Raw genomic sequence first — 22,892 nt, 5'->3', positions numbered from 1 at the left:
TACCGTCGCCCCGGACCGGGCCGACTCGGAGCCCGCGGGCAGCGCGGCACCTGCCCGCCGTGGGCGGAATCCACCATCCGGGAGCCGCCGTATCACGGCATGCGCCTGCCTCCCGTGGGGAGCCGGGAGGGGCGCCTCCCGCCCGGTCGAGCGGCAAGCCGCAGGCGAGGTGCGCACAGCATGCACCCGATCAGCCCACGGCGGTAGACGCCCGAGCCGAGGAAATTCCGGACAGTCGGCCCTGCTGCCGTACGGGCGTCAACGCCTCGCGTGGCGGATCTCCAACCGTCCGAACTACGTGCGCGGCCGCGGTTCGCGGGTCGTCAGCAGCAGCCGCCCTCCGCCGCGCTCGCGACGGCTTCGAGACGGCAGAAACAGGACGCGTTGATCGGTACGTCCGCCATGGCGGACGCGAGCTTCAGTTGCTGGGCCACGATCTGCGCTTCCGCCGTTTTGCCCAGACGCACGAGACACTCGTGGAAGCCGTGCAGTGCCCATACGTTGCCGGGGTGTTGTGAAGGACGGGGCAGTGTGTCGTCGAGGCCCAGGTCGGCCCGGTAGACGGCCTCCGCCTCTGCTACGCGCCCCTGTTCGAGGAGGAGGGCGCCGTACGCGTGCCGGGTGGGCTGCATCCACCCCCACGGCTCGTCGTAGGGAAGGCTGTCGTCGAGTGTGATCGACCGCTCCAGCGCGGCGAAGGCGGCGTCGTGGTTCCCCTTGCGGTACTCCAGTTCGCCGTCGAGCATCGCCGACGCGATCGTGAGGATGTCGACACAGGTGTTGTTGAACAGCATGCGCGTCTCGGGTACGCGGGACAGGGCCTGACGGAACAGTTCGCGTTCGGCTTCTGCATCGGGGATCCGGCCGGTGGCCGAGAAGGCGACGCCGCGGGCGTAGTGGAGCATCGCGGTGGTCACGCAGTACAGCTCCGGGTCGGCGGGGAAAGGCAGTTCCAGGAGGTCGGACCAGCGGCCGAAGCGGATGAGCACGTGCACCCGCATGGCGAGAAACCCCTCCAGCCAGTCGGCCATGGGGGGACTCTGCACCCTCAGCAGTTCCTCGGGGATGGAGGCTTCGAGCTGTGCGGCGGTCTCCAGGGCGGTCGCCGACCGGCCGAGGAACATGGCACCGTAGATCTTGAAATGGTAGTCGTGCGATCGGTACAGGGTGTAGAAGTTCATCGCGCCCGCCCGCGCGTAGTACTTCTCGTCGGCGGCGATCGCGGTGGTGTTGTCCGACACCACACGCCGGTAGTCGCCGCAGAGCACCTCGAGGTGCGTGGGCATGTGCTGCAGGTGGCCCGCGTCGGGCACGAGGCCGCGGAGCCGGTCCGCGACGGGCAGGGCGGCCTCCGGGGTGGGGGACATCTCCATGAGGTGGATGTACATGTGCAGTAGGCCGGGGTGCGTCTTTCCGGGCCCGGTGCCGATCGCCCGCTCGAGGACCGCCTTGGCCTCCAGCGTGCGGGAGCCCTCCGCCGGCAGACCGGTCCGCAGGTCCCACAGCTGCCAGGGCGTGAGGTTCATCTGCGCGTCGGCATGGAGTGTGGCGACATCGAGGTCGTCGGGGGCGAGTTCGTACACGGTGCGCATGCTGTCGGCGTAGGCCTCGTTCCACACCGAGCAGTCCTCGACCGCCTCCGCCTCCGCCTGCGGGTACCGGTGCCGCAGCGCTCGGATCAGGGCCTGTTCGACGGGAGTGGCGCCGTCGGCCTTCTCGTGGGCGCGTTCGACGGCCGCATGGGTGCGTTCGACGGTCCGGGCCAGGTCGTCGCCGTCGAAGAACTCCCAGGGCTTGTTGTAGTTCGGACCGAGGGCGTAGGCGATGCCCCAGTAGGCCATGGCGCAACCCGGGTCCGCGGCTGCGGCGGCTTCGAAACAGAAGACGGCCTCCTCGTGGTGGAAGCCGTAGGACCAGACCAGCCCGCGGTCGAACCACATCTGGGCGGACGGGGAGGAGGTCGTCACGGGGCGGGTGTGGGTGCCGAGGTCGTAGTAGTCCATCCGTCTCTCCTGCGGGTACGGTCCGGTCGGCCAGGGGCGCGGACGAGCCGCTGGGCCCTGCCGGACATGTGGACGCGCCGCGACCGGCACGCACTGTCCCAACGTGGTGAACGCCTCCGGGGACACCTGTAGCCGAGGGTAGAACCGATCTCGCCCGGCCGGGAAACGCGCGCGCACGAGCCCGCGGGGCTGCCCACCGGCCGGCCGCGAGCGGGGCAGGGGTGACGTGGCCGGAGGAGTCGTGCAGTCGATGCGGAAGTTTCATGTGTCGAAGCGAGACCTCCGGCACGGTCGACGGGCACCCCATGGTGGCCTTGACACCGGTGGAATATGACGGCCTTGCCGTCATACGCCGACAGTTGGGCGGCCAAGGAGCCCGGCTGCGCTCCGAACGGGACACGCTGCGCGGTACGACCGGAGTTCCTGGCCGCACTGACAGCAGCACTCGAAACCGAGCGGTCCCGACGTAACGCCGAAACGGATGTCGTCGGGGCCACGCTCTGCTGGTCTACGTGGTCAACCCTCCCCTCGGCCTGCTTCTCATCTTCGGCGCCGACATCGGCGTGATGCACCTGCCCGCGGGCCCGGGTACCTGAGCACATGGTGCGCCGCAGGATCCCGGGCCACCGGGCGACGGGGCGGTCAGCCGGAAACTGCCATGAGCTCCGTGCTGTTCCTGAACGGGGTTCCGGTATTTTTCCGGAGCGGTACCCGCTCCCCGGGTGTGGTGAGGGTGAACTCTGGTTCACTGAGCAGTTTGATGAGTGAGTTGCGGGCGCGGGCCACTCTGGAGCGGACTGTTCCAACAGGACAGTTGAGGGCCACGGCGGCTTCGGCGTAGGGCAGCCCCAGAAGTTGAGTGAGGATGAACGCTTCCCGGCGCTCACACGGGATCGACACAAGGAGCTCCGCCAGCGCGACGCCGTCCTCGAAGCCGGGAGTGTGCTGTGGCTGGGCTTTCTCGGCCGCGGTCTGCCAGTCGGTCCTGTCGGAGATCTTCGGCCGGGCTGCCGCGTGACGGAGGCTGTCCACCACGGTGCGGCGTGCGATGGAAAGCAGCCATGTGCGTGCGGATGAGCGGCCCTCGAAACGGTGGAGGCTGCCGAGCGCCCGGAGGAAGACGTCCTGAGTGAGGTCGTCGGCTGCCTGGGGGTCGGCGCTCAGATAGGCGACGTAGCGCCAGACGTCGCGGTGCAGCGCGCGTACGAAGCGTTCGACACTCACCGGATCACCGTCGCGAGCGGCGAGGGCGAGTCGGGTGACGGCCGCGTCGGATTCGGGTGTGTGCCGTGACGGTTTGGTTTCGACGGGGCGTTGCCGTGGGAGCTGGGCAGGGGTCATCGCCAGAAGTCCTTACGGGAATTCGGGTTCCGGCATCGCGCCCGACGGGACGAGGCCGGTGAGTCGTACGGCCTGCCGGACGGCACGGCCGATGCCCGATGCGCGTCGTGGAAGACGCCGCGGCACCGGGGAAGCAGCTGTCAGAAGACAGCGATCCCCAGTGGTGGACCTCGTGAGGTGATGGCGTGGACGAGCAGGAGCTGTCGTGGCGCGTGGGCGCGGCGGCCCCGGCGTACGCGGATGCGAGGTCGGTGCGCGGGCGCAGGCAGACGGAGCATCAGCCGCAGCGGAGCGACCAGCCATCCGGCCAGTGAGCGCAGAATGCGGAACGCCGCCCGTTCCCCGTACGCGAGCCACAGACCGCACAGCAGTGCCGCCAACAGGTGCGCCGACAGCATTCCGGTCGGTGACATGTCGCCCATGTCGTGACCGCTCATCACAGCCACGCCGGTGGCGCCGTCGGTCATCCCGTGCAGGGCGTGATCGTGGCCGCCCATGACCTCATGCGGCATGGTTGTGCCGGGCTGGTGCGCATGGTCGGACAGGCCGATATCGGTCACGCCCCGAAGGGGCACACCGGGTGGTCTCGCGGCCTCTCGTGACCCCAGCCGAAGGTACTGGAACCACAGTTGCGCGAACGAGCTGCCTGTCGGCGGCGGGTGCACAACGGCCTGGCCCAGGGAGAAGCACGCGTGCATCCCTGCCTGAGCCACGACAGTGGCCGAGGTGACGGCGAGGAGTCCGCGCTCCCGGCCGCCGAGGGCCCAGGCCGCGGCCGCCGTTGCGCCGAACACAGCGGACATCGCCCACCAGGGAACGGCTGTTCCGGACATGAGAATGTGGCCGAAGGCAGCAAGCAGCACACAGACTGCTGCGAACACAGCCGCCCGTACCGCTCGACAACATCGGCCCGAAGTCATGGCGGGCTCATCCTCGCATTCCCCTTTCGGCCGGTCATCCGTCGGTACGGAATCCGCCACCGCCCCCGTCATTCCGGACTGGAAGTGTGGTGCAGGCCACAAGGAGGCGTGGGAACCGGCCTGTTGGGCCGCCCGACTCCTGTTGCGGTGGTTAAGGATGTACAGCGGCGCGGAACGGAGACACGGTGGCGGCAGCGAGCGGAGCGACAACGAAGCCGGCATCGGCGCCTGACAGGTGGGCGGCCCGAAGACTCACCGCACTGCTGACCTGTGCCATGGCCTTCTCGATGCTGCAGTTGTTCCTGCTGGGTGCGCTCGGACCTCGGCTCGTGGACGAACTGGGGGTATCGCCCACCGTGTTGGGCCTTACCACCACCATCGGGTTCGGGACAGCGGCTGTGCTGTCCCCCATGGGCGGGCGCATCGTGGACCGGATCGGCCCGCGGCGCGCACTTGCCGTCCTGCTGGTGGTGTCCGCGGTCGCACTCGTCCTCATCGGTGCCGCGCCCGGTGCGGGTCTGCTACTGGCGGCGGTCGCGCTGGGCGGCGTTCCCCAGGCGCTGGCCAACCCGGCCACCAACAAGGCCATTCTCGCGTCCGTCCCTTCTCCCCGGCGCGGCTCGGTGACCGGGACGAAGCAGTCCGGCGTCCAACTCGGGGCCTTCGCGGCCGGATTGCCGCTCGCCGCCGCGGCGAGCGGCATCGGGTGGCGAGGCGCGGTGTGGACGGCCGCGGGCACTGCCTTGCTCACCGGCCTGTGGGCGCTGCGCACTCTTCCGTCCGATCCACCGCCACCGGTCGCAGGTGCGCGGCCTTCACTGGTGCCGCGCGGCTTTGTGGCCTGGCTGGCCGCCTTCTCGCTCTTTCTGGGCAGCGGCATTGCTTCAGTCAACACCTACCTTGCTCTGTTCGGCGTACGGGAGTTGGGGATGGGCCCCACCGCGGCCGGCGCCCTGGTGGCCGTGCTCGGCGTGGCGGGAGTCATCGGCCGGGTGGGATGGTCGAAGGCGGCCCGGCCGGGGCGCGCCGAGTGGCTGCCCGGATGGCTTGCGGTCGGCTCGGTGGGCGCGGCTGCTCTGCTCGCGGCGACCTTGGTAGCAACCCCACTGGTATGGGCGGCTGCTGTCGCCGTCGGGGTCTTTGCCGTGTCGGGCAACGCCGTGTCCATGGTGCTGGTCGTGCAACGCGCCGCGCCGGGCCGGGCGGGTCAGGACTCGGCACTGGTCACTGCGGGATTCTTCGCCGGATTCGCGGTGGGACCGCCGCTCTTCGGCCTGTTCGCGCAGGCGGGGCGCTACGGAGCCGGCTGGATGCTGGTGGCGGCGGAATTCGCCGCCGCCGGTGCCGTCGCCTTCACCTGGGCCCTACGAGACCGGCGAGGACGGGCAGGGCTGTCGTCGTGACGTCGAAGGACTGGGCCGGCCATGCCCTGAAGGCGGTGATCGACCGGGTCACGGTCACCGAGTCGGAGGTCGGCGCACGCTTTCCTCTTTTCGCCGACCCGGACAGCGGTCGGTGGACCACCACGGGGCGCGGTTCGTGGACGGGCGGATTCTGGGCCGGGTTGCTCTGGCTGCGGGCGCGGTACACCGGTGCCGATGCGGACCGGGCGGCCGCCTCGCAGTGCACCGCGCGCCTGTCACCGTGGGCGGACGCCGACACGGCCACCCGGGGCCTGATCTTCTGGTACGGGACCGCTCTGGCGTCCAACGACACGGAGGCCGCCGCGTTGCGCGGGCGGTCCGCACGCGCCTGTCTGGACGCCATGGATCCCGAACTCGGCCTCGTTCCCTGGGGATCGGCCCTGGGCGGTCCTCGCCTGTGCGCCCGCGCGGACGGTGTGCCAGGGATGGTGCCCTTGCTGTCCACCGACGGGCCCGAGGGAGCCGCGGCGGCGGGGGTGCACCTGCACCGCCACCTTGAGCTCTGCCTTGGCGACGGCAGTGAGCGCCGTCCATGGACGCAGCCGGCCTGGCGCTACGACGCGGGGGCGGGATGGCATCCCTGCGAGGACCCGCCGGCAGGCTGGAGCCGGGGGAGGGCGTGGCTGCTCCTGGCGGTCGCCGACGCACTGCACCTCCCGCCGGTCCCCGGGCTGCGGCCGGAGCCTTTCGCGCGGGCGGCCGAGCACCTGTTGTCGCACGGGGCCCTGCTGGCCGGACCGCTCGTACCGCACGCCGATGCGTCCCGTCCCGACGGGCCCGTCGACACGTCGGCTGCCGCGATCACCGCTGTCGCCCTGCTGAAACTCGCACGTCTGCCGGGCCCGAGGGCGGCGGAGTGCTCGCACCGGGCGGCGGCGATCCTGCGCCGTCTGGTCGACAGCCATCTGTCCGGACCTCGCGCACACCGGCCCGCCGGCATGTTGCTGGACGGCTGCTACGACGCCGGCCGGGGCACCGCCGTACGGCACGAACTGATCTGGGGCGACTTCTTCCTCGCCCTGGGACTGGCGGCGCTCACCGGCTCGGTCGACATCACGGACGTGTAGTGCGCGACCCGCCGTACCCGCGCAGCACCCGCCGCGCCACAGCGGTGATGTGCAGTTCGTCCGGCCCGTCCAGAATGCGAGCGGCCCGGCCCGTGCGGAAGAGTGCGGGCAGCGCCGTGTCCGGCCCGAGGCCGGCGGCTCCGTGGACCTGTATGGCCGCATCCGTGACCTGATGCAGCATGCGGGCCGCCGCGACCTTGGCCAGGCCCACCTCGATGTGCGCGTCCTGCCCGGAGTCGATCAGCGCGACTGCCTCATGGACGAGGGGACGCGTGGTACGCAGGGCGAGCAGGGCGTCGAACACGTGCTGCTGGACGAGCTGGTGGTCGGCGAGCGGGCCGCGGGATCCCCTGCGGGTGACCGCCCGCGCGCACATGAGATCGAACGCCCGTTGGGCCTGTCCGAGCCAGCGCAGACAGCGAAGAGTGCGGCCCCACTGCAGGCGCTCACCGGCAACGGCGAGCGCCTGGCCGCGTTCACCGATGAGATGGTCGTCGGGTACGCCGACGTGGTCGAGCTCGATCTCCCACTGGCCGGTCGCGCCAAGAACCGGGAGTTCGCGTACGACGCGGAAGCCGGGGGAGTCGGTGGGCACCAACAGGAGGGAGAGCCCCTCCCGATCGCCGGCCTTCCCATCGGTGCGGGCCAGCACGGTGACGAGGTCGGCGTTCGCGGCTCCGGAGGTGAACCACTTGCGCCCGGTGACCGCCCAGCTGCCGTCTTCCTGGCGCGTGGCCCGGGACCCCGTCATGAAAGGGTCGGTGCCGGGAACCTCGGGCTCGGTCATCGCGTAGCAGGTCCGTATCTCCCCGGCCACGAGCCGCTTCAGATATCGGTCACGGACACCGGCATCAGCGTGCCGCGCCAGCATCGACACGTCCAGCAGGGGAGCAGAACCCAGTGCGGCGGGTCCGTGGTCGCTCGCCCCTTCCGCCTCGGCCAGTTCGGCGTACTCGCTGAACGTGAGACCGCGGCCGCCCAAGTGCGCGGGCAGCGGCAGCGCCCACAGCCCTTCCTGCTTCGCCTGGTCCTGCAACGCGCGCAAGGCGCCCACCGCGTCGGGTCCCCCCGCGTCCAGTACCGGTTCGTACGGGATCACGCGATCGCGGATGAACACCCCGATGCGACCACGCAAATCGACCTGACGTTCGCGTGGTTGGGCGTGAGCGGTGCCCTCACTGTCTCGACTGGCCATGCGTCTCCTCGAGTTGTCGGGAACTTGCGGGAACAGCTGTCCGACTGTCTCCACATGGAACTGGTCGGGTGCGGACGCTCCCGAGTTCCCACGTTCCGAACGACCGGGCGACGGCTACCGCCGCGCCAGGAGAGGAGAGGCATGGCGTCACCAGTCACCACGCAGGCGGTCCGGCCACTCGACACGCTGCGTTTCGACACCGTGGGACCGCCGCAGATCACGGCCGTGGTCTCGGAGCATCTGCGCCTTCTCGGCGCGCAGGCAGCCGGCACCGCGCCGGGGACCGGGTCGGTGGGACTCACTGTGCTGAACGGCCAGGACTTCGGGCCCGTCCAGGCCCGCACGGTGTGGGCCGCCCCAGGAACCGGGATCAACGACGAGGCCACCGTGCAGGCCGCCACCGGGATCATGGCCGTGCACGGCCGCCGCGAGGGCGAACCGCGCGGCCTGGCGGCCGACTACGCGTCCATCGCCACCGGTGTTCTCACCGTGCAGGGCCTCCTGGCCGGCCTGCTGGCCCAGGCCCGCGGTGGGCAGGCCCCAACCGAAGTCACCACCAGTGCGCACCGGACCGGGCTCCTCGCCGTCTCCCAGTACCTCGCCGCGGCCGGAGCCGACGAGGGCGAGGCGGCCGAACTCGCCCCCGGCGGGCCGCCGTTCGTCTCGGCCGACGGCCTCCTCTTCGAACTCGAGACCCTGGATCCAGGGGCCTGGGCCGCCTTCTGGCGTGCTCTGGGTGCGCCGTCGGAGGCAATACGCTCCGGCTGGCGGCCCTTCCAGTTCCGGTACGCGACCGCTTGCGCCCCCTTCCCGCACACGCTCCACACCACGACACAGGCGCACCCCTTGCAACGGATCCTGCAGGCCGCATCCCTCTCAGGGGCGGAGGTCTGCGTCCTGCGCACGCTTACCGAAAGGGCGGTCGAGTACGACGGCGCCGCGCCCTGGTCCCTGGCGCTCCTCGGCCCCGGCAGGGCGGACCCGACGCCCACCCCCTCCCCGGAACTCCCCCTCAGCGGTGTGACCGTGATGGAGGCAGGACGCCGGATCCAGGCCCCGCTGGCCGCGCACCTTCTGGGACTGCTCGGCGCCGAAGTGATCCGCGTCGAACCGCCCGGCGGTGATCCGCTGCGCGGCATGCCGCCCGCCTGCTCCGGAGTCTCTGCCCGCTGGCTCGCGCTCAATCGCGGCAAGCAGGCTGTGGAGGTCGACATCAAGTCGCCCGGCGAACGCCGTCGACTCCGGGAGATGGCGGCAGAAGCCGATGTGTTCCTCCACAACTGGGCCCCCGGCAAGGCCGCAGAACTCGGCCTGGACGCGGAGGACTTCGCCTCCGGCAACCCCTCCCTGGTCTACGCCTACACCAGCGGCTGGGCCGACCGGCTGCCCGGCGCCCCGATGGGCACCGACTTCATGGTCCAGGCCCGTACCGGTGTCGGCGAGGCAGTGCACCCGGACGGAGGGCCCCCCGCGCCTTCCCTGATGACACTGCTCGATGTGCTGGGCGGACTGCTCGGCGCAGAAGCGGTGCTCGCAGGGCTGCTCCTGCGCGAACGCTCCGGCCATGGCGTACGCGTCGACTCCTCTTTGCTCGGCGCGGCGGACACGCTGACCGCTCCGTTCCTGAGCCGGGCTGCTCGCGGTGAGAACGCGAGACGACCCGCCGGTTTCCGCCGTCCGCCGCCCACGGCCGACGGCTGGATCGCACCGAGCGACGACTGCGCCGCCGCAGCAGCCGCGTTCGACCTGCGTGACCTGTCCGCGGAAGAAGCCGTGCGGCAGCTGCGTACCCACGGTCTCACCACGACCCGCGTCACCACGGAGCTGTCCGAACTGCACGACGACCCGCGCTGTGCCGACCCGATCAGCCGCGACGCGCACGGCGCCCCCGCCGTCCCCGACCCCTGGAGTTTCGCGTGACCGTCGACATGCACGACCTGCTTGCCACCGAGCTCCGCCGTTCCTGGGTGGTCGACGGCACCTGCCCCGACCTGGACCTCTACAGCCTCTTCCGCGCCCGTCAGATCGCGGACCTGCACCACACAGCCGTCCTCGACGCCAAGGGAGAACTCTGTTACACCGCCCTGGACCGCAAGGTGCGATGTCTGGCCACCGGCCTCAGAGACCTCGGCATAGGCCCAGGTGATGTGGTCGGGGTGCAACTTCCCAACAACCGCAACGCCGTCATCGCCGACCTGGCGCTGGCCGCGCTCGGCGCGGTCGCGCTGCCGTTTCCCGTCGGCCGCGGCAGCCTGGAGGCCGAGTGCCTGCTGCGCCGTGCGGAAGCCGTCGCCGTCATCGCGGCCATCGAGCACCGCGGCGTCCACCACGCAGCCGAACTGCACACCCTGTCCACGGCGCTGCCCGCCCTGCGGCACGTCATCGCCGCGGGGCCGGGAACCGCCCCTGAAGGAACGGTTCCGGTCTCCGCGCTGCTGCGTTCCGACCCGAGCGCCTTCGTCCCCGCCCGGCCCGCCCCCGACAGTGCAACCCGCATCCTCGTGTCGTCCGGCTCGGAGGCCGAGCCGAAGATGGTCGCTTACTCGCACAACGCACTCGCGGGCGGACGCGGTAACTTCCTCGCCTCACTCATCCCTGACAAGGTCCCACCCCGCTGCCTGTTCCTGGTACCGCTCGCCTCCGCCTTCGGCTCCAACGGCACTGCGGTCACCCTCGCCCGCCACGGCGGAACACTCATCCTCCTCGACCACTTCACTCCGGAAGCGGCCCTCGCGGCCATGCGCGAGCACGAGCCCACACACATCCTTGGCGTGCCCACCATGGTGCGCATGATGCTCGAACGGCTCGACGCCACAGGTGAGAAGCTGCCCGAGCCCACCGCTCTGATCCTCGGCGGGGCTCCGCTCGACGAGACCACCGCTGCCGCCGCGGCTGCAGCGTTCGGCTGCCGCGTCGTCAACCTCTACGGCTCCGCCGACGGCGTCAACTGCCACACCGGACTGGATGACACAACCCCGCCCACCGACGCCTCCGGCGTGGTCGCCGGCCGCCCCGACCCCCGGGTCGCCGAGATCCGTATCGCCGACACCGAAACCCACGCCGAGGTACAGGCCGGTGCCATCGGCGAGATCATCGCCCGCGGCCCGATGACACCCCTGTGCTACGTAGGCGCCCCCGACCTCGACGCCCGCTACCGCACGCCCGACGGCTGGGTCCGCACCGGAGATCTCGGCTTCCTCGACGAGGACGGCATCCTGCACGTCGTCGGACGGCTCAAGGACGTCGTCATCAGGGGCGGCGCCAACGTCAGCCCGGCAGAGGTGGAGCGGGAGCTGCGTTCCCATCCGCACGTACGGGACGTGGTGTGCGTCGGCGTTCCGGACGACCTGATGGGTGAGCGCCTTGCGGCGTGTGTCGTCCCCCGCTCCGACGAGGTGCCCACGCTCGACTCACTCGGCGAGTACCTGGCAAAGCGGGGTCTGGAGAAGCGCAAGCACCCCGAACGGCTGCTGGTGGTGGCCGCGCTGCCGCTGACCCCGGCGGGCAAACCCGACCGCGCCGCCCTGCGTGAGCACCTGACACAGGCCCCGCCGCCGGAACATGCGGCACCTGCCGCGCCACCACTCGCCCAGGCCGGCTGAGCCGGATCAGGGCCCCATCCCGCGGCGCCGCATTCCCTGACAGCTCCCTCTTCTGAGTCACGTCACAGGAGCGCGTCCGGGGCGGAGGAATGGCTCGGGGGCGGCTCGCGGTCGCGAGCCACCCCCGGGCTGCGGGAGACGCCAGGGCTGCGGGAGACGCCAGGGCGTCTCCCGCGTCACTCAGGACGCGCCCATGGCCTTCTTGAGCTCGGCCGCGGCATTGCGGTACACGGGAAGGAGATCGAGGTCGTCGCCGGGATAGTTGACGATCTCCACCTGCTTCGCGCCGGAGTCCGGCAGGACCGTTCCGGTGGACATGTGGGCGTTGTCCAGGACCAGGGCCGGCTTCTTCTTCGAGAGCTCCGAAAGCTGTGCCGGGGTCACCGCCTCCGGTCCGTATGTCCCGACGGTGGTGGCACCCGCCAGCTTGGCCGACCAGGCCGTGAAGACCTGACTCACGACGTTCGGGCTCTTCCCTTCGGGCCATGCGGCCTTCAGGTCCTTCGCCAGCTCGGCGTACTCGGTGTCGAAGGCGGCCTTCCACTTCGTCGCGGCCTCCGCCGTGCCGAACAGCTTCGCCAGCCTGGCGACCTCCGCCTTCACCTTGTCGGCGTCGTTGTCGAGATTCACCTCGACCAGCTCGGCCTTGGAGTCTGCGGCTTCCTTGATCTTCTCTGCGTACGGTTCGAAGGGTGCGTACAGCACGAAGTCCGCCTCTGCCACGGCCGCCAGGTCCGACGGCTTCGGGTCGTAGTCGGGGGCGTGGTGCACGGACTGCGGCACTATGACCTTGACGTTCTCGGCGCCGGCGGCCTTGGCGAAGGCGCCCTCCCAGGTGGTGGTCACGACCACCGAAGGCTTCCCTTTCTCCTTGTCGCCGGCGCTGTTCGCCGACGGGTCGCTGTCGCCCCCGCAGCCGGCGACCAGGGCCAGGGCCGCGCTCAGTGCGATGAGGGAAGGGATACGGAGGCGGTTTGGCGCCATGAGGTGTTTCTCCGTTCGGGTATCAGATGGACGGCGAGGACCACTGCCCCCGCCGTCAGGACGAGGACCGGGCCGGGTGGCCAGTCCAGCCACAGGGCCACGAGGAACCCCGTCAGATTGACGACGATGCCGATGCCGACCGCCCACAGGGTGATCGACTTCAGCGAGCTGCCCAGGCGGCGCGCCGCGAGGGCGGGCAGGAGCGTGAGGGCGTCGACCAGCAGGGCGCCGGTGAGCTTGATCGCCCCGGCGACCGCGATCGCCACCAGGACCAGCAGTACGACGGTCAGTCCGCGTACGGGTACGCCCGAGCACTGGGCGAGCTCACGGTCGTACAGAAGCAGGCCCACGTCCCGGCGACGCCACCAGAACAGGCCGGGCACGGTGACCGCCAGCACAGCGAGGACGACGAGATCCGCGGTGCCCACGGACAGGATGGAGCCCCACAGCAGTGCGAACGCTCCGGAGGCGTTGACACCCGAGACCGCGAGGACGAGCAGCGCAGCAGCGATGGCCAGGCTCATCAGCAGCCCCATGGCGCCTGAAAGGCCGTCGGGGGTACGGGCCAGCGGGGCCACGCCCGCGCCCGACAGGGCACACGCGACGAGCGCGCACAGCATCGGATCGAGCCCGGTCAGCAGGCCGACCGCGATCCCCAGCAGAGCCACATGCATCATCGCGAACCGCACCGGCATGATGTCCAGGCCGACGATCACCACTCCGACCACCGGCAGACCGATGGCGGCGAGCAACAGGGCGATCCCGGCCCGCTGGACGGGTACGAGTTGCAGGAGCGCGCCCACATCGGCGGCGGCCGGATTCACCGGACCTCCCTCAGCCGTCCGGCAGCCATCTCCAGCACCCGGTCGCAACGCTCGGCGAGCATCCGGTCGTGGGTCACCACCACCAGGGTGACGGGCAGCGAAGTGAGGACATCGGCCGCCTCGTCCTGACCTGTGAAGTCGAGCGCTGCGGTGGGTTCGTCGGCGAGCAGCACCTCGGCTCCTGCCGCGACACAGCCGATCGCCCGTGCGAGGTACATGCGCTGCAACTGGCCCCCGGAGAGGGTGTGCAGCGGCCGTCCGGTCAGCCCGCCCACGCCGAGCCGCTCCGCCGCCTCCCCGGCCTCGGTGCGCGCCGTGCTGCTTGCCAGCAACTCCTCACCCAGCAGCGGAAACCGCCCTGCTGCCGGCTTCTGCGGAATCCAGGCGCAAGCCCGCCGCCGCCAGGCCCACTCGGCCGATGTGCGCGTATCCCGGCCACCGACCAGGATGGTGCCGGTCACCTGCCGGTGCAGGCCCAGGACGGCACGGAGCAGGGTGGTCTTTCCCGAGCCGTTCGTGCCGGTCAGCGCCACCCGCTCACCGGCCGCGATCTCCAGATCCACGGCGGCGACCGCCTCGACCCGGCCGTGACGGCACGCGACTGTCCGCATGCGTACATCCAGCCCACCCATCACATGCCCCTCTGCGTTCCGGCTCCCTGCGGGAGCGGACAGATCCGCTGCCCTCCCACGCGGCAGTAGTCGGATGGCGGGCCCGCGGAGTTCCCGGGAATCGCCGGGATCCTCCATGCGGCCGGCACATCGTGCGAACGGCGCGCCAGACCATGTCTGCCGCGCCGCGTTCGCAGGCGTCGATCAGACCGCCGCGCCGACGGTGTAGCCCGCCTCCGTGATTGCCTCACGGAGGCGGGCGTCGTCCAGCGAAATGCCGCTGACCGTCACGGAGTTCGCGGCCACATCGACAACGACGCGACTCACACCGTCGACCCGGCCCACCTCCTCCGTGATGTGACCGGCGCAGTGCTCGCAGGTCATGCCCGTGACGTGATAGCGCTGTTCCGTCATGCTCTCGTCTCCTCGGTGTCGGATGCGCGGGGTGCGCAGGCGAGGGAGGTGGTCCGTACGCATCCATACGTGCCACCGTCCGCTCCGTTCATCGCAAACAGGGGGCGTACCGACCTGGCAGCCGCCTCTCTCACGTAGTCGTGTGAGATGGCCGTCCGGTGCCCGTAACGGCTGGAGAATCGGAGGCATCGGAGGCATCGGAGGCACATGAGGGCCCATGGCGTGCTTCACCGAGAGGCATGCCCGGCGCATGCGGCCGATCTCGAACGGGCATTCCCTTGGCGTCCGGGCCGTGGGAGACCGTTCCGCGGGCGGACGTGCACGGAAGGCGGATGCCATGACCGACATCAGTTCCCTCGAACCCGTGGCGACTTTCTGTGGCAACTGCAATTGCGGCTGCCCGCAGTTGTTCGTCGACGAGAGCGCGCCGGCCGACCGCCGGATCGTGATCACCGACGACTTCGGCCAGCAAGTGCGCATGAGCGCCGACCAACTCGGCTCGCTCGTGGAGGAGGCCAAGGCCGGCACCCTGGACGCCATCACGCTCGCCTGAGCAGGTTCCGGCCCGGCGGCGGGCACGCAGCCGATCCCGAATCCCCTGAACGACGTCAGCTGCCGGGCCGGACCACGATCACCGCCGCGTCGAGGTCGCCGCTGTGGCGGAAGTGGAGGACGAACGGAATGGTGTCGCCCACCTGCCACACGAACTCGCCCTCGAGATTCACCATCACCCCCAGCCCGCTCGGCGACATCGAGAGCGTCCCGCCCGCCGGGACACCCGCCGAGGTGACCATGCGCATGGAATCGCCGCCGTCACCCGAGCTGACGTGCCGGCTCAGCATCACTCTCCCGGTGACAGGAGAGGTGACGGCCACCAACCGGTCGTCCGACCCGCCGCTGTTGGAGATGCGGAAGAAGGCGGCCGTCACTTCTCGTCCCGCGTACGGCATGAAGATCCGGGCCCCCTCGACCTGGACCACGGCAGGTGTACCCGCCCCGCCGAACGCGGTCCATGTGCTCAGTCCCGCCAGCGCGAGCACGCAGGCCGTCACGGGCGCCAACGCGGCCAACGCTCCGTCCCGCAGTCGTGCCCGGGGCACGGCCCACTCCGTCGCCGGCCGCTCGGCAGACTCTCCGCTCATCGCGCGAACTCCCCTCGGGCCGCACGTGACCGGGAGGCCGAACCTGACCGGGAGGCCGAACCCGACCGGGCGGCCGCCCGCGGCGCGGGCTGCCAGGCGCGCAGCCGCAGGCTGTTGCCGACGACCAGCAGCGAGCTGACGGACATCGCCGCAGCGGCAACCATCGGGTTGAGCCAGCCGACCGCCGCCAAGGGGACGGTGACCACGTTGTATCCGAACGCCCAGACGAGGTTGCTACGGATCGTTCCGAGCGTGCGCCGGGCAAGCCGCACCGCGTCCGCCACCGCCTCGATGTCACCGCGTACGAGCGTCACATCGGCCGCGCCGATGGCGGCATCGGTGCCGCTGCCCATGGCGACGCCCAAGTCCGCACAGGCCAGCGCGGCGGCGTCGTTCGCACCGTCACCGACGACCGCGACCCGCTTGTCGTCGTCCCTCAACCGCCGTACCAGGTCTGCCTTGTCCTGCGGAGAGCAGCCCGCGTGAACCTGGGTGATGCCGAGTTCGGCGGCGACGGACCGTGCGGTCGCCTCACGGTCCCCGGTGGCGAGCACGGGCTCGACCCCCAGACGCCGCAGCCGGTCCACGGCACGGTAGCTACCGGGCCGCAACACGTCTCCCACCGCGATCAGAGCCTGATCCGCACCATCGACCCGTACGACCACCGGTGTGCGCGCGGCCCCTTCCGCCGCCGCCAGGGCCTCCGCGAGACACTGCGACAGCTCGTTCCTGGGAGCGACCACCTCGACCCGGTAGCCCTCGACGACGCCGCACACGCCGTGCCCCGGCATGGCAACGAAGCCCGACACCTCAGGCAACGACTGTTCGGGCAGCGCACGTTGTGCGTAGGTGGTCAGTGCCCGACCCAGTGGGTGCTCAGACCCTTGCTCCACCGCGGCGGCCAGCCGCAGCACCGCGTCCCGGCCCATGCCGTCGGGCACCGTGGTGACCTCCGTGACGCTCATGTGCCCGCTGGTCAGTGTGCCGGTCTTGTCGAGGACGATCGTGTCGATGTGTTGCAGCGACTCCAATGCCCGGGGGCCACTGACCAGTACGCCGAGCTGGGCGCCTCTGCCGGTAGCGGCCAGCAGAGCCGTCGGGGTCGCCAGCCCCAGCGCGCACGGGCAGGCCACCACCAGGATGGCCACACAGGCCGTGACCGCGGCCTGCGGGTCCGCTCCCGCCCCGAGCCAGAAGCCGAGCACGGTCACGGCCAGCGCCAGCACGACCGGTACGAAGACCCCCGCCACCCGGTCCGCCAGCCGCTGGGCGCGAGCCTTGCCGGCCTGCGCCTCGGTGACGAGTTGCGTGATGCGGGCGAGCTGTGTGTCCGCACCGACCGCCGTCGCCCGGATGGTGAGAAGCCCGCCCACATTGACCGCCGCGCCGATCACCGCCTGCTCCGGGCCGACTTCGACGGGGTCGCTCTCCCCGGTGACCAGTGAGAGGTCAAGGGCGGAGTTGCCGCAGACCACCACCCCGTCGGTGGCGACCCGTTCACCCGGGCGGACGGTGAACTCCTGGCCCACCTCGAGCCGTTCGATCGGGATCAGCCGCTCCCGACCGTTCTCGCGTACGGTCACGTCCTTGGCGGCCAGGCCTGCCAGGGAGCGCAGTGCCTCGCCGGTGCCGCGCCGGGCCCGTGCCTCCAGGAACCGCCCGGTCAGAACGAACAGAGGCACGCCGACAGCCGCCTCCAGATACAGGTGTGCGACCTCTCCGCCCGCGGAGGGCAGAAAGGTGAACGGCATCCGCATCCCTGGTTCGCCCGCCCCGCCCAGGAACAGGGCGTACACCGACCATGAGAAGGACGCGACCACGCCCAGAGACACCAGCGTGTCCATCGTGGCCGCCGAGTGCCGCAGGCCGCGCAGCGCCCGCACATGGAACGGCCAGGCGCTCCAGACGACAACGGGGCCGGCCAGCATCAGACACAGCCACTGCCAATTGCGGAACTGCAGGGCAGGCACCATGGAGAGCACGAGGACCGGCACACAGAGCAGCGCGGTGATCAGCAGCCGTTCGCGTTCCTCGTACGGCTCGGCCGCCACCTGTTCCGCAGGCAGGGTGTCCTTCTGCGGCTCGGGCGGCAGGTGCGGTTCGGCGGTGTAGCCGGCGCGTTCGACGGCCGCCACGAGGTCGTCCGTGCTGACGCCCTCAGGGTGCCTCACCCTGGCCCGGCCGGTGGCGAGGTTGACCGTGGCAGTCACGCCATCGAGCTTGGACAGTCGCTTCTCCACCCGGTTCACACATGCGGCGCAGGTCATGCCGCCAACGACCAGATCGGTGGTGGCCAGGGCGCTCGTCGGGTCCGCTGTCATCGGTCACCGCCCGGGTGCATGTCGCCCATGCCGCCGCTCCCATGGGGTTCCGATCCGCCGTCGTTGCCGGTGGAATGCATGCCGGGCGCCACGGGACCGACGGCCGACCCGACCGCGTACGAGAGGGCGGACATCGCGACGAGCAGCAGCAGAAACCCGGTCAGCGCCGGCGGCGGCGCCCATCGGCGCAAAGCGCCCGACGGCAAGAGAGAGGATTGTTGCTGGTCTGCCATCACCACTCCAGAGGCAGGGCCCCCTGCCTGACGCAGCGCGAGGGCGGAGAGAACTGGGAGCAGGGGCGCCGGTTGTCCGCTCTGCCCTCGTCATGCTGGCATGACGAGGGACCCAGGACTCCCCGTACCGTGGCCGCTGTCCACGTGACGATTCTCCTGGCCCGGTGCGGGAACTCGGAGAGCCGTTTTTCCGACCTCCTGTGAACGGGATCGTTGGGCCGGGGCGGGGAATTGGGATGCGGGACAACGCCGCATTCCGTATCGGCGTCGGAAGCAGGGGCCTGCCCGAGGGCGCGGCGTACGGACGTAAGCATCACCACGGCGGGCTCCCCGGTGGCGGGGAGTCCGCTGGCGCCTGCTCGCGCGACAGCCGCAGGGCTGTGCGCCGCTCGGTGAGCGTGTCACCCGAAGAGATGACGTGCTCGACCTGCGGGTCTCACAATGGGGGCACAAGTGGCACCCTGATGCCATCGCGGCTGAGACCGTGCCGCGAAATCGGAGATCCCACACTGGCTGTCTCGGGGCTGAACCGGAGGTTCCGTCATGCCCCGTCCCATCTGGTCCGGTGCCATCTCGTTCGGGCTGGTCACGATCCCGATCAAGGTCGTCAACGCGACCGAGAGCCACGACATCTCCTTCCGGCAGGTGCATCTCGAGGACATGGGCCGGATCCGGTACCGCAAGATCTGCGAGCTGGACGGCAAGCAGCTCTCCGACAACGAGATCATCAAGGGCTACGAGGTCGCGAAGGACCAGCTGGTCGCCATCACGGACGAGGACCTGGCGGACATGCCGCTGCCCACGGCGAAGGCGATCGACATCGTCGCTTTCGTGCCGGCGGAGTCGATCGACCCGGTACGGCTCGGCGACTCCTTCTACCTTCAGGCCGACGGTCAGGTCGCTGCCAAGCCCTACAAGCTGCTGCGCCAGGCCCTCGGTCGGAGTGCAAAGGTCGCGGTGGCCAAGTTCGCGCTCCGTGGCCGTGAGCGCCTCGGGCTGCTGCGCGTGAAGGACGACGTGATCGTCCTGCACTCGATGCACTGGCCCGACGAGATCCGTTCGCCCGCCTCGCTGGCGCCGCCTGCCGTGGAGATCGGCGATTCGGAGGTCGACGGGGCCCTCGCGCTCATGGACGCGATGGGTCAGGACGACATCTCCCACTACACCGACCACTACCGAGAGGCGCTCGAGGAGGTCATCGCGGCCAAGGCGGAGGGCAAGCAGCCTGCCCCGGCCGCGGAGGCGCCGGAAACGGGCGGACAGGTCGTCGATCTGATGGCCGCGCTGAACGCCTCGGTGGCCCAGGCCCGCGAGTCCCGCGGCGAGGGCGAACACGCCACCGTTCACGAGATGCCCAAGGCGAAGAAGGCGGCCAAGAAGACGCCCGCGAAGAAGACGCCCGTGAAGAAGACCGCGGCCAAGAAGACAGCCGCCAAGAAGACCGCGGCCAAGAAGAATGCCACCGCGGGGCGGAAGCCGCGCGCGTCCTAGCTCTCTTGCCCTGGGAAGCCGTTCTCCGTCCGGCGGACGGTGACATACGCTCCGGCCGGGGCGGTCACGCCCGGGATACGGGCGCGCGACCGATCACGATCATGGCGGCGTCGTCGCCCAGCCGTCCGCCGACGTAATCCAGCAGATCGCGCCGGAGGCGACGCAGAAACGCCTCGGGGTCGGTCTCGCTCCAGCCGGTGATTCGCTCGACGAGCGGATAGAAGGCACCGGTGGCGTCACGGGCCTCGATGACCCCGTCCGTGTACAGCAGCAAGAGGTCTCCCGCCTCGAACCCGAAGCTGTCGACGTGGTAGCGACGGTGCGCCACCTCGCCCAGGCCCAGCGGAGGCGCGGGCTCAAAGGCGTCGATCGCCGTGGCACGGGCATCTCGCACGAGAACCGGCGGCGGGTGCCCGCAGTCGATCATGTCGACCGTGGTGCCTCGATCGGGGATGTCCAGGATGCCGGCGGTGATGAAGGATTCTCCGGACTGGTCCGTCTCACCGGGTTCCGCCAGGTCCCAGCACACGCTGCCATCGAGAAAGGCCACCAGTTCGACCAGGCTCGCCTGGCGGTGAGCGGCGCCTCGGAAGGCGCCGAGCAGCAAGGCGGCGTCACCGACGGCGGTCATGCCCTTGCCCCGCACGTCGCCGACGATCAGCCGGGTGCCGGAGCTCGTGCGTGCGGCCGCATACAGGTCACCGCCGATCTGGGCCTCGGCCTCGGCGGCAAGATAAAGGGACGCGACGCGCAGGGGGCCGATCTGCTTGGGCAGCGGCCGCAGGACGACACGCTGAGCCGTCTCGGACACATATCTCACCTGTGTCAGCTCTCTGTCACGGCGCTCCCGCAGTACGCAGAAGATCACGAGGCTCGATCCGACCAGGACAAGGGCGGCGATCTGTGCCTGGTGATTCGCCGAGAACAACTCGTCACGATCGCGCAGCACCGCGATAGCCGCCTGAGCCGCCACCGCGAGTCCTGCGACCAGCCCGGTCATCCAGGGGCCGCCGAACGACGCGGTGATCGCCGGGGCTGCGACCAGCAACGGACCCAGATGAATATGGGGCGGGGCAAGAACGTCGATCACGCTCACCAGCACGATCAACGCGATCGGGACGGCCACCAACCCGTGACCCGTGCGCGCCGACCGGCGAAATTCATCGAGGCGCTGTGACACACCTCCTCTCTACACCTGTGCTGCCCAGGGCGCACAGGTGCGGCGAAGGAAGTTCAAGCGCCGGCAGCATGCTCGCGCACCGCGATCCGGGCCAGCTTCGTCAGCATCATGCCGTTGCGGACCGAGACGATGTAGTCCACGGGGAGCCCGTGCATACGGGTGCCGGGGCCCCGGAGGGGATGCCAGTCGAGGGTGAAGAGGGTGTTCTCGCCCCAGGGGAGCAACTTCATGGCGATGCGTGCCGCACCGAAGGGGGCTGCCTTCGCTTCCAGCTCCAGACGGCGCCGCGGTTCGCAGATACGGACGACACAGGTGTCGTCGAAGGTCATGGGGCCGGCGCCGACGCGGACTTCCAGGCGGGCGCCCACTGCCGGCCGCTGCGGGTCCGCCGCGAGGATCTGCTGGGTTCCTGTCACCCACTCCCCGTAGCGGTGGCCGTCGGACAACAGGCGCCAGACCTCGGACGGTGAGCTCAGGATCAGACGGCGGTTCCGGGCCACACTGATCACGCTCCCTCAGCAGGGTGGGGGACGAGGGTGAGGCCGCCGCCGGTCACGGCGGCCGGCGCTTGGCGTCCAGCCTTGTGCCGATCACCCCGCCTGTGCAGTCCGACAGGGCCGGACGGGTCGGTCGGACTGCCCCCTGGGAAGCAAAGGGTGCCCTTGAACGGGCTCAGGGCGGTGGTGCGTAGGCTGACCCCGTCGTCGGGCGTGGGACGGACGCCGGTCGTCCGTGAACGGCCTCCGGCCCTTCCGGTGACGCGTCAGACAATTGGCAATGGTCAGCATCACTTCTCGAAAGACGCGGGGACGGCTGACCGGACATGCGACTCGTTGTAGGGTAAGGAAACCGCCCTTGACCTGCATAAACGCAGGCAGGGAGCCTAGATCCGGGAGTGCCTTGATGTTGCGCACCATGTTCAAGTCCAAGATCTAGCATTTGGACGTCTGCGCAGGTCAGGGGCATGATAGAGGCCCCTCAGGTCAGCAAAAGGTCAGCATGCGTCGCAGCCTTGGCCGGCGAAGCTGAAGCACCGCAAGGCGGGCGAGTTCAGGGAGGTGCCGCTCCCGCGCTGGGTGAAGGAGGCGTTGGAGCGCTACGAGGAGCAGCACGGCACCACAAAGGACGGGTACCTGCTGCGCGGTCCGAGCGGCTACTACACGGAGCCGATGGAACGCCGTCGTGTGCAGAAGCTCTTCAAAGACCTCCCCGCGGAGAACGGCGTCGGAATGTACAGCTTCCGGCACTACTTCGCCTCGAATGCGCTCGGGAGCGGCATACCCATCACCGACGTCGCCGAATGGATGGGGCACAAGTCCATCGAGGAGACGTATCGAACCTACCGGCACCTGATGCCGGGAAGCATCACCAAGGCCGCCCGGATCCTGGACGCCGGCCTCTGGGAAGCAGCCTGATTCCTCCACCTCTGAGGAACAGTCGGTTCTTGGAGTGCTGGTCGTACACGCCTCGCGTAGCAGCTGACCAGCGTAAACGGCCATGATTCGGCCAAGCTGTAGGCGGCTGGTCCACGTATGGCTCGGATCTTGGTCGGCACGGAAGTGGTCCCCCGACCGATGGCCTGTGGCGGCGGCGAGCTGGCACACAAACGAGGGGCGGACCGACAAGTCCTCACGGAGCACGCCTCAACCCAAGGCGCCACGAGACAAGAGTCGCCAGGCTTGGATCGCGGAGCGGGCCGGATGAAGAACTTCCACGCCACAGCGGGCACGCATCAGCGCTGAGAGAGGGCGGACCTGAGCACGGCACCAGCCCCCGACCGGGGCTGGGGGAAGGAGGTGCCGTGAAGGCGGGCCTATATCCGCAGGAGTTGCAGCTCGGCCAGGTCGGCGGCGCCCGCCGACTCTCAGCCGATACTGCGGCGACGGCAGGCAGTTCGGTGGCCGGACGCACACCATCCAGCGCGGCAGCCATCGCCGAAGGCGTGTAGGTAGCGCGCCGATCCCGCTCGCTGCACAGGTCGAATCTGCATGCTCGGCGTGACCAGATCCACCCGCGATGTGCGCGCAGTCCTCGGCTGTCTGATGTGCGGCCTCTTGGGCCGTCGCCGGCCGCGTGCACCGGCGGCGCCTGCGTGCGCCTTCTGGGTACCGGTCCGGGCGCCAGGCCGTGCATCGTCAGC

The 22,892-nt window shown here is 70.2% G+C and carries 20 protein-coding genes and 1 pseudogene; 7 read left to right on the top strand and 14 right to left on the bottom strand.

Features of this window, described 5'->3' with window-relative positions; genetic code table 11:
• Positions 1-323: 323 nt before the first annotated feature.
• The 3 genes from ACZ4SA_RS08885 to ACZ4SA_RS08875 all read right to left on the bottom strand — a co-directional run bounded on the left by ACZ4SA_RS08885 (position 324) and on the right by ACZ4SA_RS08875 (position 4,147).
• Positions 324-2,003: a tetratricopeptide repeat protein gene (locus tag ACZ4SA_RS08885; RefSeq protein ID WP_468271327.1), complete on the bottom strand. Its 1,680-nt coding sequence runs from the start codon at positions 2,001-2,003 to the stop codon at positions 324-326.
• Positions 2,004-2,645: 642 nt separating this feature from the next.
• Positions 2,646-3,344: a sigma-70 family RNA polymerase sigma factor gene (locus tag ACZ4SA_RS08880; RefSeq protein ID WP_468271325.1), complete on the bottom strand. Its 699-nt coding sequence runs from the start codon at positions 3,342-3,344 to the stop codon at positions 2,646-2,648.
• Between the two features lie 140 nt (positions 3,345-3,484).
• Complete coding sequence (locus tag ACZ4SA_RS08875; RefSeq protein ID WP_468271323.1) at positions 3,485-4,147, bottom strand: hypothetical protein; 663 nt, start codon at positions 4,145-4,147, stop codon at positions 3,485-3,487.
• Positions 4,148-4,539: 392 nt separating this feature from the next.
• Between ACZ4SA_RS08875 and ACZ4SA_RS08870 the strand changes: the two genes are divergently transcribed.
• Positions 4,540-5,667, top strand: a complete 1,128-nt coding sequence (locus tag ACZ4SA_RS08870; RefSeq protein WP_468271321.1) for an MFS transporter — start codon at positions 4,540-4,542, stop codon at positions 5,665-5,667.
• Positions 5,664-6,755, top strand: coding sequence for a sugar ABC transporter permease (locus ACZ4SA_RS08865; RefSeq protein ID WP_468271319.1), 1,092 nt, complete (start codon positions 5,664-5,666; stop codon positions 6,753-6,755). The genes ACZ4SA_RS08870 and ACZ4SA_RS08865 overlap by 4 nt, the downstream gene beginning before the upstream one ends.
• On the opposite strand, the gene ACZ4SA_RS08860 is transcribed toward ACZ4SA_RS08865, so the two are convergent.
• Entirely contained in the window at positions 6,742-7,950 is a 1,209-nt protein-coding gene (locus tag ACZ4SA_RS08860) for an acyl-CoA dehydrogenase family protein (protein ID WP_468271318.1), read from the bottom strand. The two genes, ACZ4SA_RS08865 and ACZ4SA_RS08860, sit on opposite strands and share 14 nt — an antisense overlap.
• A 141-nt stretch (positions 7,951-8,091) precedes the next feature.
• On the opposite strand from ACZ4SA_RS08860, the gene ACZ4SA_RS08855 reads away from it, so the two are divergent.
• Positions 8,092-9,870: a CoA transferase gene (locus ACZ4SA_RS08855; RefSeq protein WP_468271316.1), complete on the top strand. Its 1,779-nt coding sequence runs from the start codon at positions 8,092-8,094 to the stop codon at positions 9,868-9,870.
• Positions 9,867-11,552, top strand: coding sequence for a class I adenylate-forming enzyme family protein (locus ACZ4SA_RS08850; protein ID WP_468271314.1), 1,686 nt, complete (start codon positions 9,867-9,869; stop codon positions 11,550-11,552). The genes ACZ4SA_RS08855 and ACZ4SA_RS08850 overlap by 4 nt, the downstream gene beginning before the upstream one ends.
• Before the next feature lie 180 nt (positions 11,553-11,732).
• Here the strand turns inward: ACZ4SA_RS08850 and ACZ4SA_RS08845 are convergent, their stop codons facing one another.
• The 4 genes from ACZ4SA_RS08845 to ACZ4SA_RS08830 all read right to left on the bottom strand — a co-directional run bounded on the left by ACZ4SA_RS08845 (position 11,733) and on the right by ACZ4SA_RS08830 (position 14,385).
• Positions 11,733-12,536 carry a metal ABC transporter solute-binding protein, Zn/Mn family gene (locus ACZ4SA_RS08845; RefSeq protein WP_468271312.1) on the bottom strand — a complete coding sequence of 268 codons (804 nt, stop codon included), beginning with the start codon at positions 12,534-12,536 and terminating at the stop codon, positions 11,733-11,735.
• Positions 12,494-13,360, bottom strand: coding sequence for a metal ABC transporter permease (locus tag ACZ4SA_RS08840; RefSeq protein WP_468271310.1), 867 nt, complete (start codon positions 13,358-13,360; stop codon positions 12,494-12,496). The genes ACZ4SA_RS08845 and ACZ4SA_RS08840 overlap by 43 nt, the downstream gene beginning before the upstream one ends.
• On the bottom strand, positions 13,357-13,992 hold the full coding sequence (locus ACZ4SA_RS08835) for a metal ABC transporter ATP-binding protein (RefSeq protein ID WP_468271309.1): 636 nt from the start codon (positions 13,990-13,992) through the stop codon (positions 13,357-13,359). Before ACZ4SA_RS08835 ends, ACZ4SA_RS08840 begins: the two co-directional genes overlap by 4 nt.
• 183 nt (positions 13,993-14,175) lie before the next feature.
• Positions 14,176-14,385: a heavy-metal-associated domain-containing protein gene (locus ACZ4SA_RS08830; RefSeq protein ID WP_468271307.1), complete on the bottom strand. Its 210-nt coding sequence runs from the start codon at positions 14,383-14,385 to the stop codon at positions 14,176-14,178.
• A 337-nt stretch (positions 14,386-14,722) separates the two neighbouring features.
• Between ACZ4SA_RS08830 and ACZ4SA_RS08825 the strand changes: the two genes are divergently transcribed.
• Positions 14,723-14,938, top strand: coding sequence for a hypothetical protein (locus ACZ4SA_RS08825; RefSeq protein ID WP_468271305.1), 216 nt, complete (start codon positions 14,723-14,725; stop codon positions 14,936-14,938).
• 55 nt (positions 14,939-14,993) lie between these two features.
• On the opposite strand, the gene ACZ4SA_RS08820 is transcribed toward ACZ4SA_RS08825, so the two are convergent.
• Genes ACZ4SA_RS08820 through ACZ4SA_RS08810 form a run of 3 tightly spaced genes read right to left on the bottom strand, consistent with a single transcriptional unit; the run spans position 14,994 to position 18,039 of the window.
• Positions 14,994-15,527 carry a copper chaperone PCu(A)C gene (locus tag ACZ4SA_RS08820; RefSeq protein WP_468271303.1) on the bottom strand — a complete coding sequence of 178 codons (534 nt, stop codon included), beginning with the start codon at positions 15,525-15,527 and terminating at the stop codon, positions 14,994-14,996.
• Positions 15,524-17,848, bottom strand: a complete 2,325-nt coding sequence (locus ACZ4SA_RS08815) for a heavy metal translocating P-type ATPase (protein ID WP_468271301.1) — start codon at positions 17,846-17,848, stop codon at positions 15,524-15,526. Before ACZ4SA_RS08815 ends, ACZ4SA_RS08820 begins: the two co-directional genes overlap by 4 nt.
• On the bottom strand, positions 17,845-18,039 hold the full coding sequence (locus tag ACZ4SA_RS08810) for a hypothetical protein (RefSeq protein WP_468271300.1): 195 nt from the start codon (positions 18,037-18,039) through the stop codon (positions 17,845-17,847). The genes ACZ4SA_RS08815 and ACZ4SA_RS08810 overlap by 4 nt, the downstream gene beginning before the upstream one ends.
• A gap of 585 nt (positions 18,040-18,624) precedes the next feature.
• Between ACZ4SA_RS08810 and ku the strand changes: the two genes are divergently transcribed.
• Positions 18,625-19,572, top strand: coding sequence for a non-homologous end joining protein Ku (ku, locus tag ACZ4SA_RS08805; RefSeq protein ID WP_468271298.1), 948 nt, complete (start codon positions 18,625-18,627; stop codon positions 19,570-19,572).
• Between the two features lie 64 nt (positions 19,573-19,636).
• Here the strand turns inward: ku and ACZ4SA_RS08800 are convergent, their stop codons facing one another.
• Both ACZ4SA_RS08800 and ACZ4SA_RS08795 read right to left on the bottom strand, forming a co-directional pair.
• A complete protein-coding gene (locus tag ACZ4SA_RS08800; RefSeq protein ID WP_468271296.1) occupies positions 19,637-20,752 on the bottom strand; it encodes a PP2C family protein-serine/threonine phosphatase in 1,116 nt (371 codons plus the stop codon).
• Between the two features lie 53 nt (positions 20,753-20,805).
• Entirely contained in the window at positions 20,806-21,252 is a 447-nt protein-coding gene (locus tag ACZ4SA_RS08795) for an SRPBCC family protein (RefSeq protein ID WP_468271294.1), read from the bottom strand.
• Between the two features lie 513 nt (positions 21,253-21,765).
• On the opposite strand from ACZ4SA_RS08795, the pseudogene ACZ4SA_RS08790 reads away from it, so the two are divergent.
• Positions 21,766-22,167: pseudogene (locus ACZ4SA_RS08790) on the top strand (tyrosine-type recombinase/integrase); the annotation flags it as partial.
• 228 nt (positions 22,168-22,395) lie between these two features.
• Here ACZ4SA_RS08790 and ACZ4SA_RS08785 read toward each other — a convergent pair.
• Complete coding sequence (locus ACZ4SA_RS08785; RefSeq protein WP_468271843.1) at positions 22,396-22,770, bottom strand: hypothetical protein; 375 nt, start codon at positions 22,768-22,770, stop codon at positions 22,396-22,398.
• Positions 22,771-22,892: the final 122 nt, after the last annotated feature.

Source organism: Streptomyces sp. NPDC027962 (assembly GCF_055566095.1).
The sequence above is the reverse complement of the archived record's forward strand: the minus strand, read 5'-3'. Positions and strand labels throughout refer to the sequence as shown.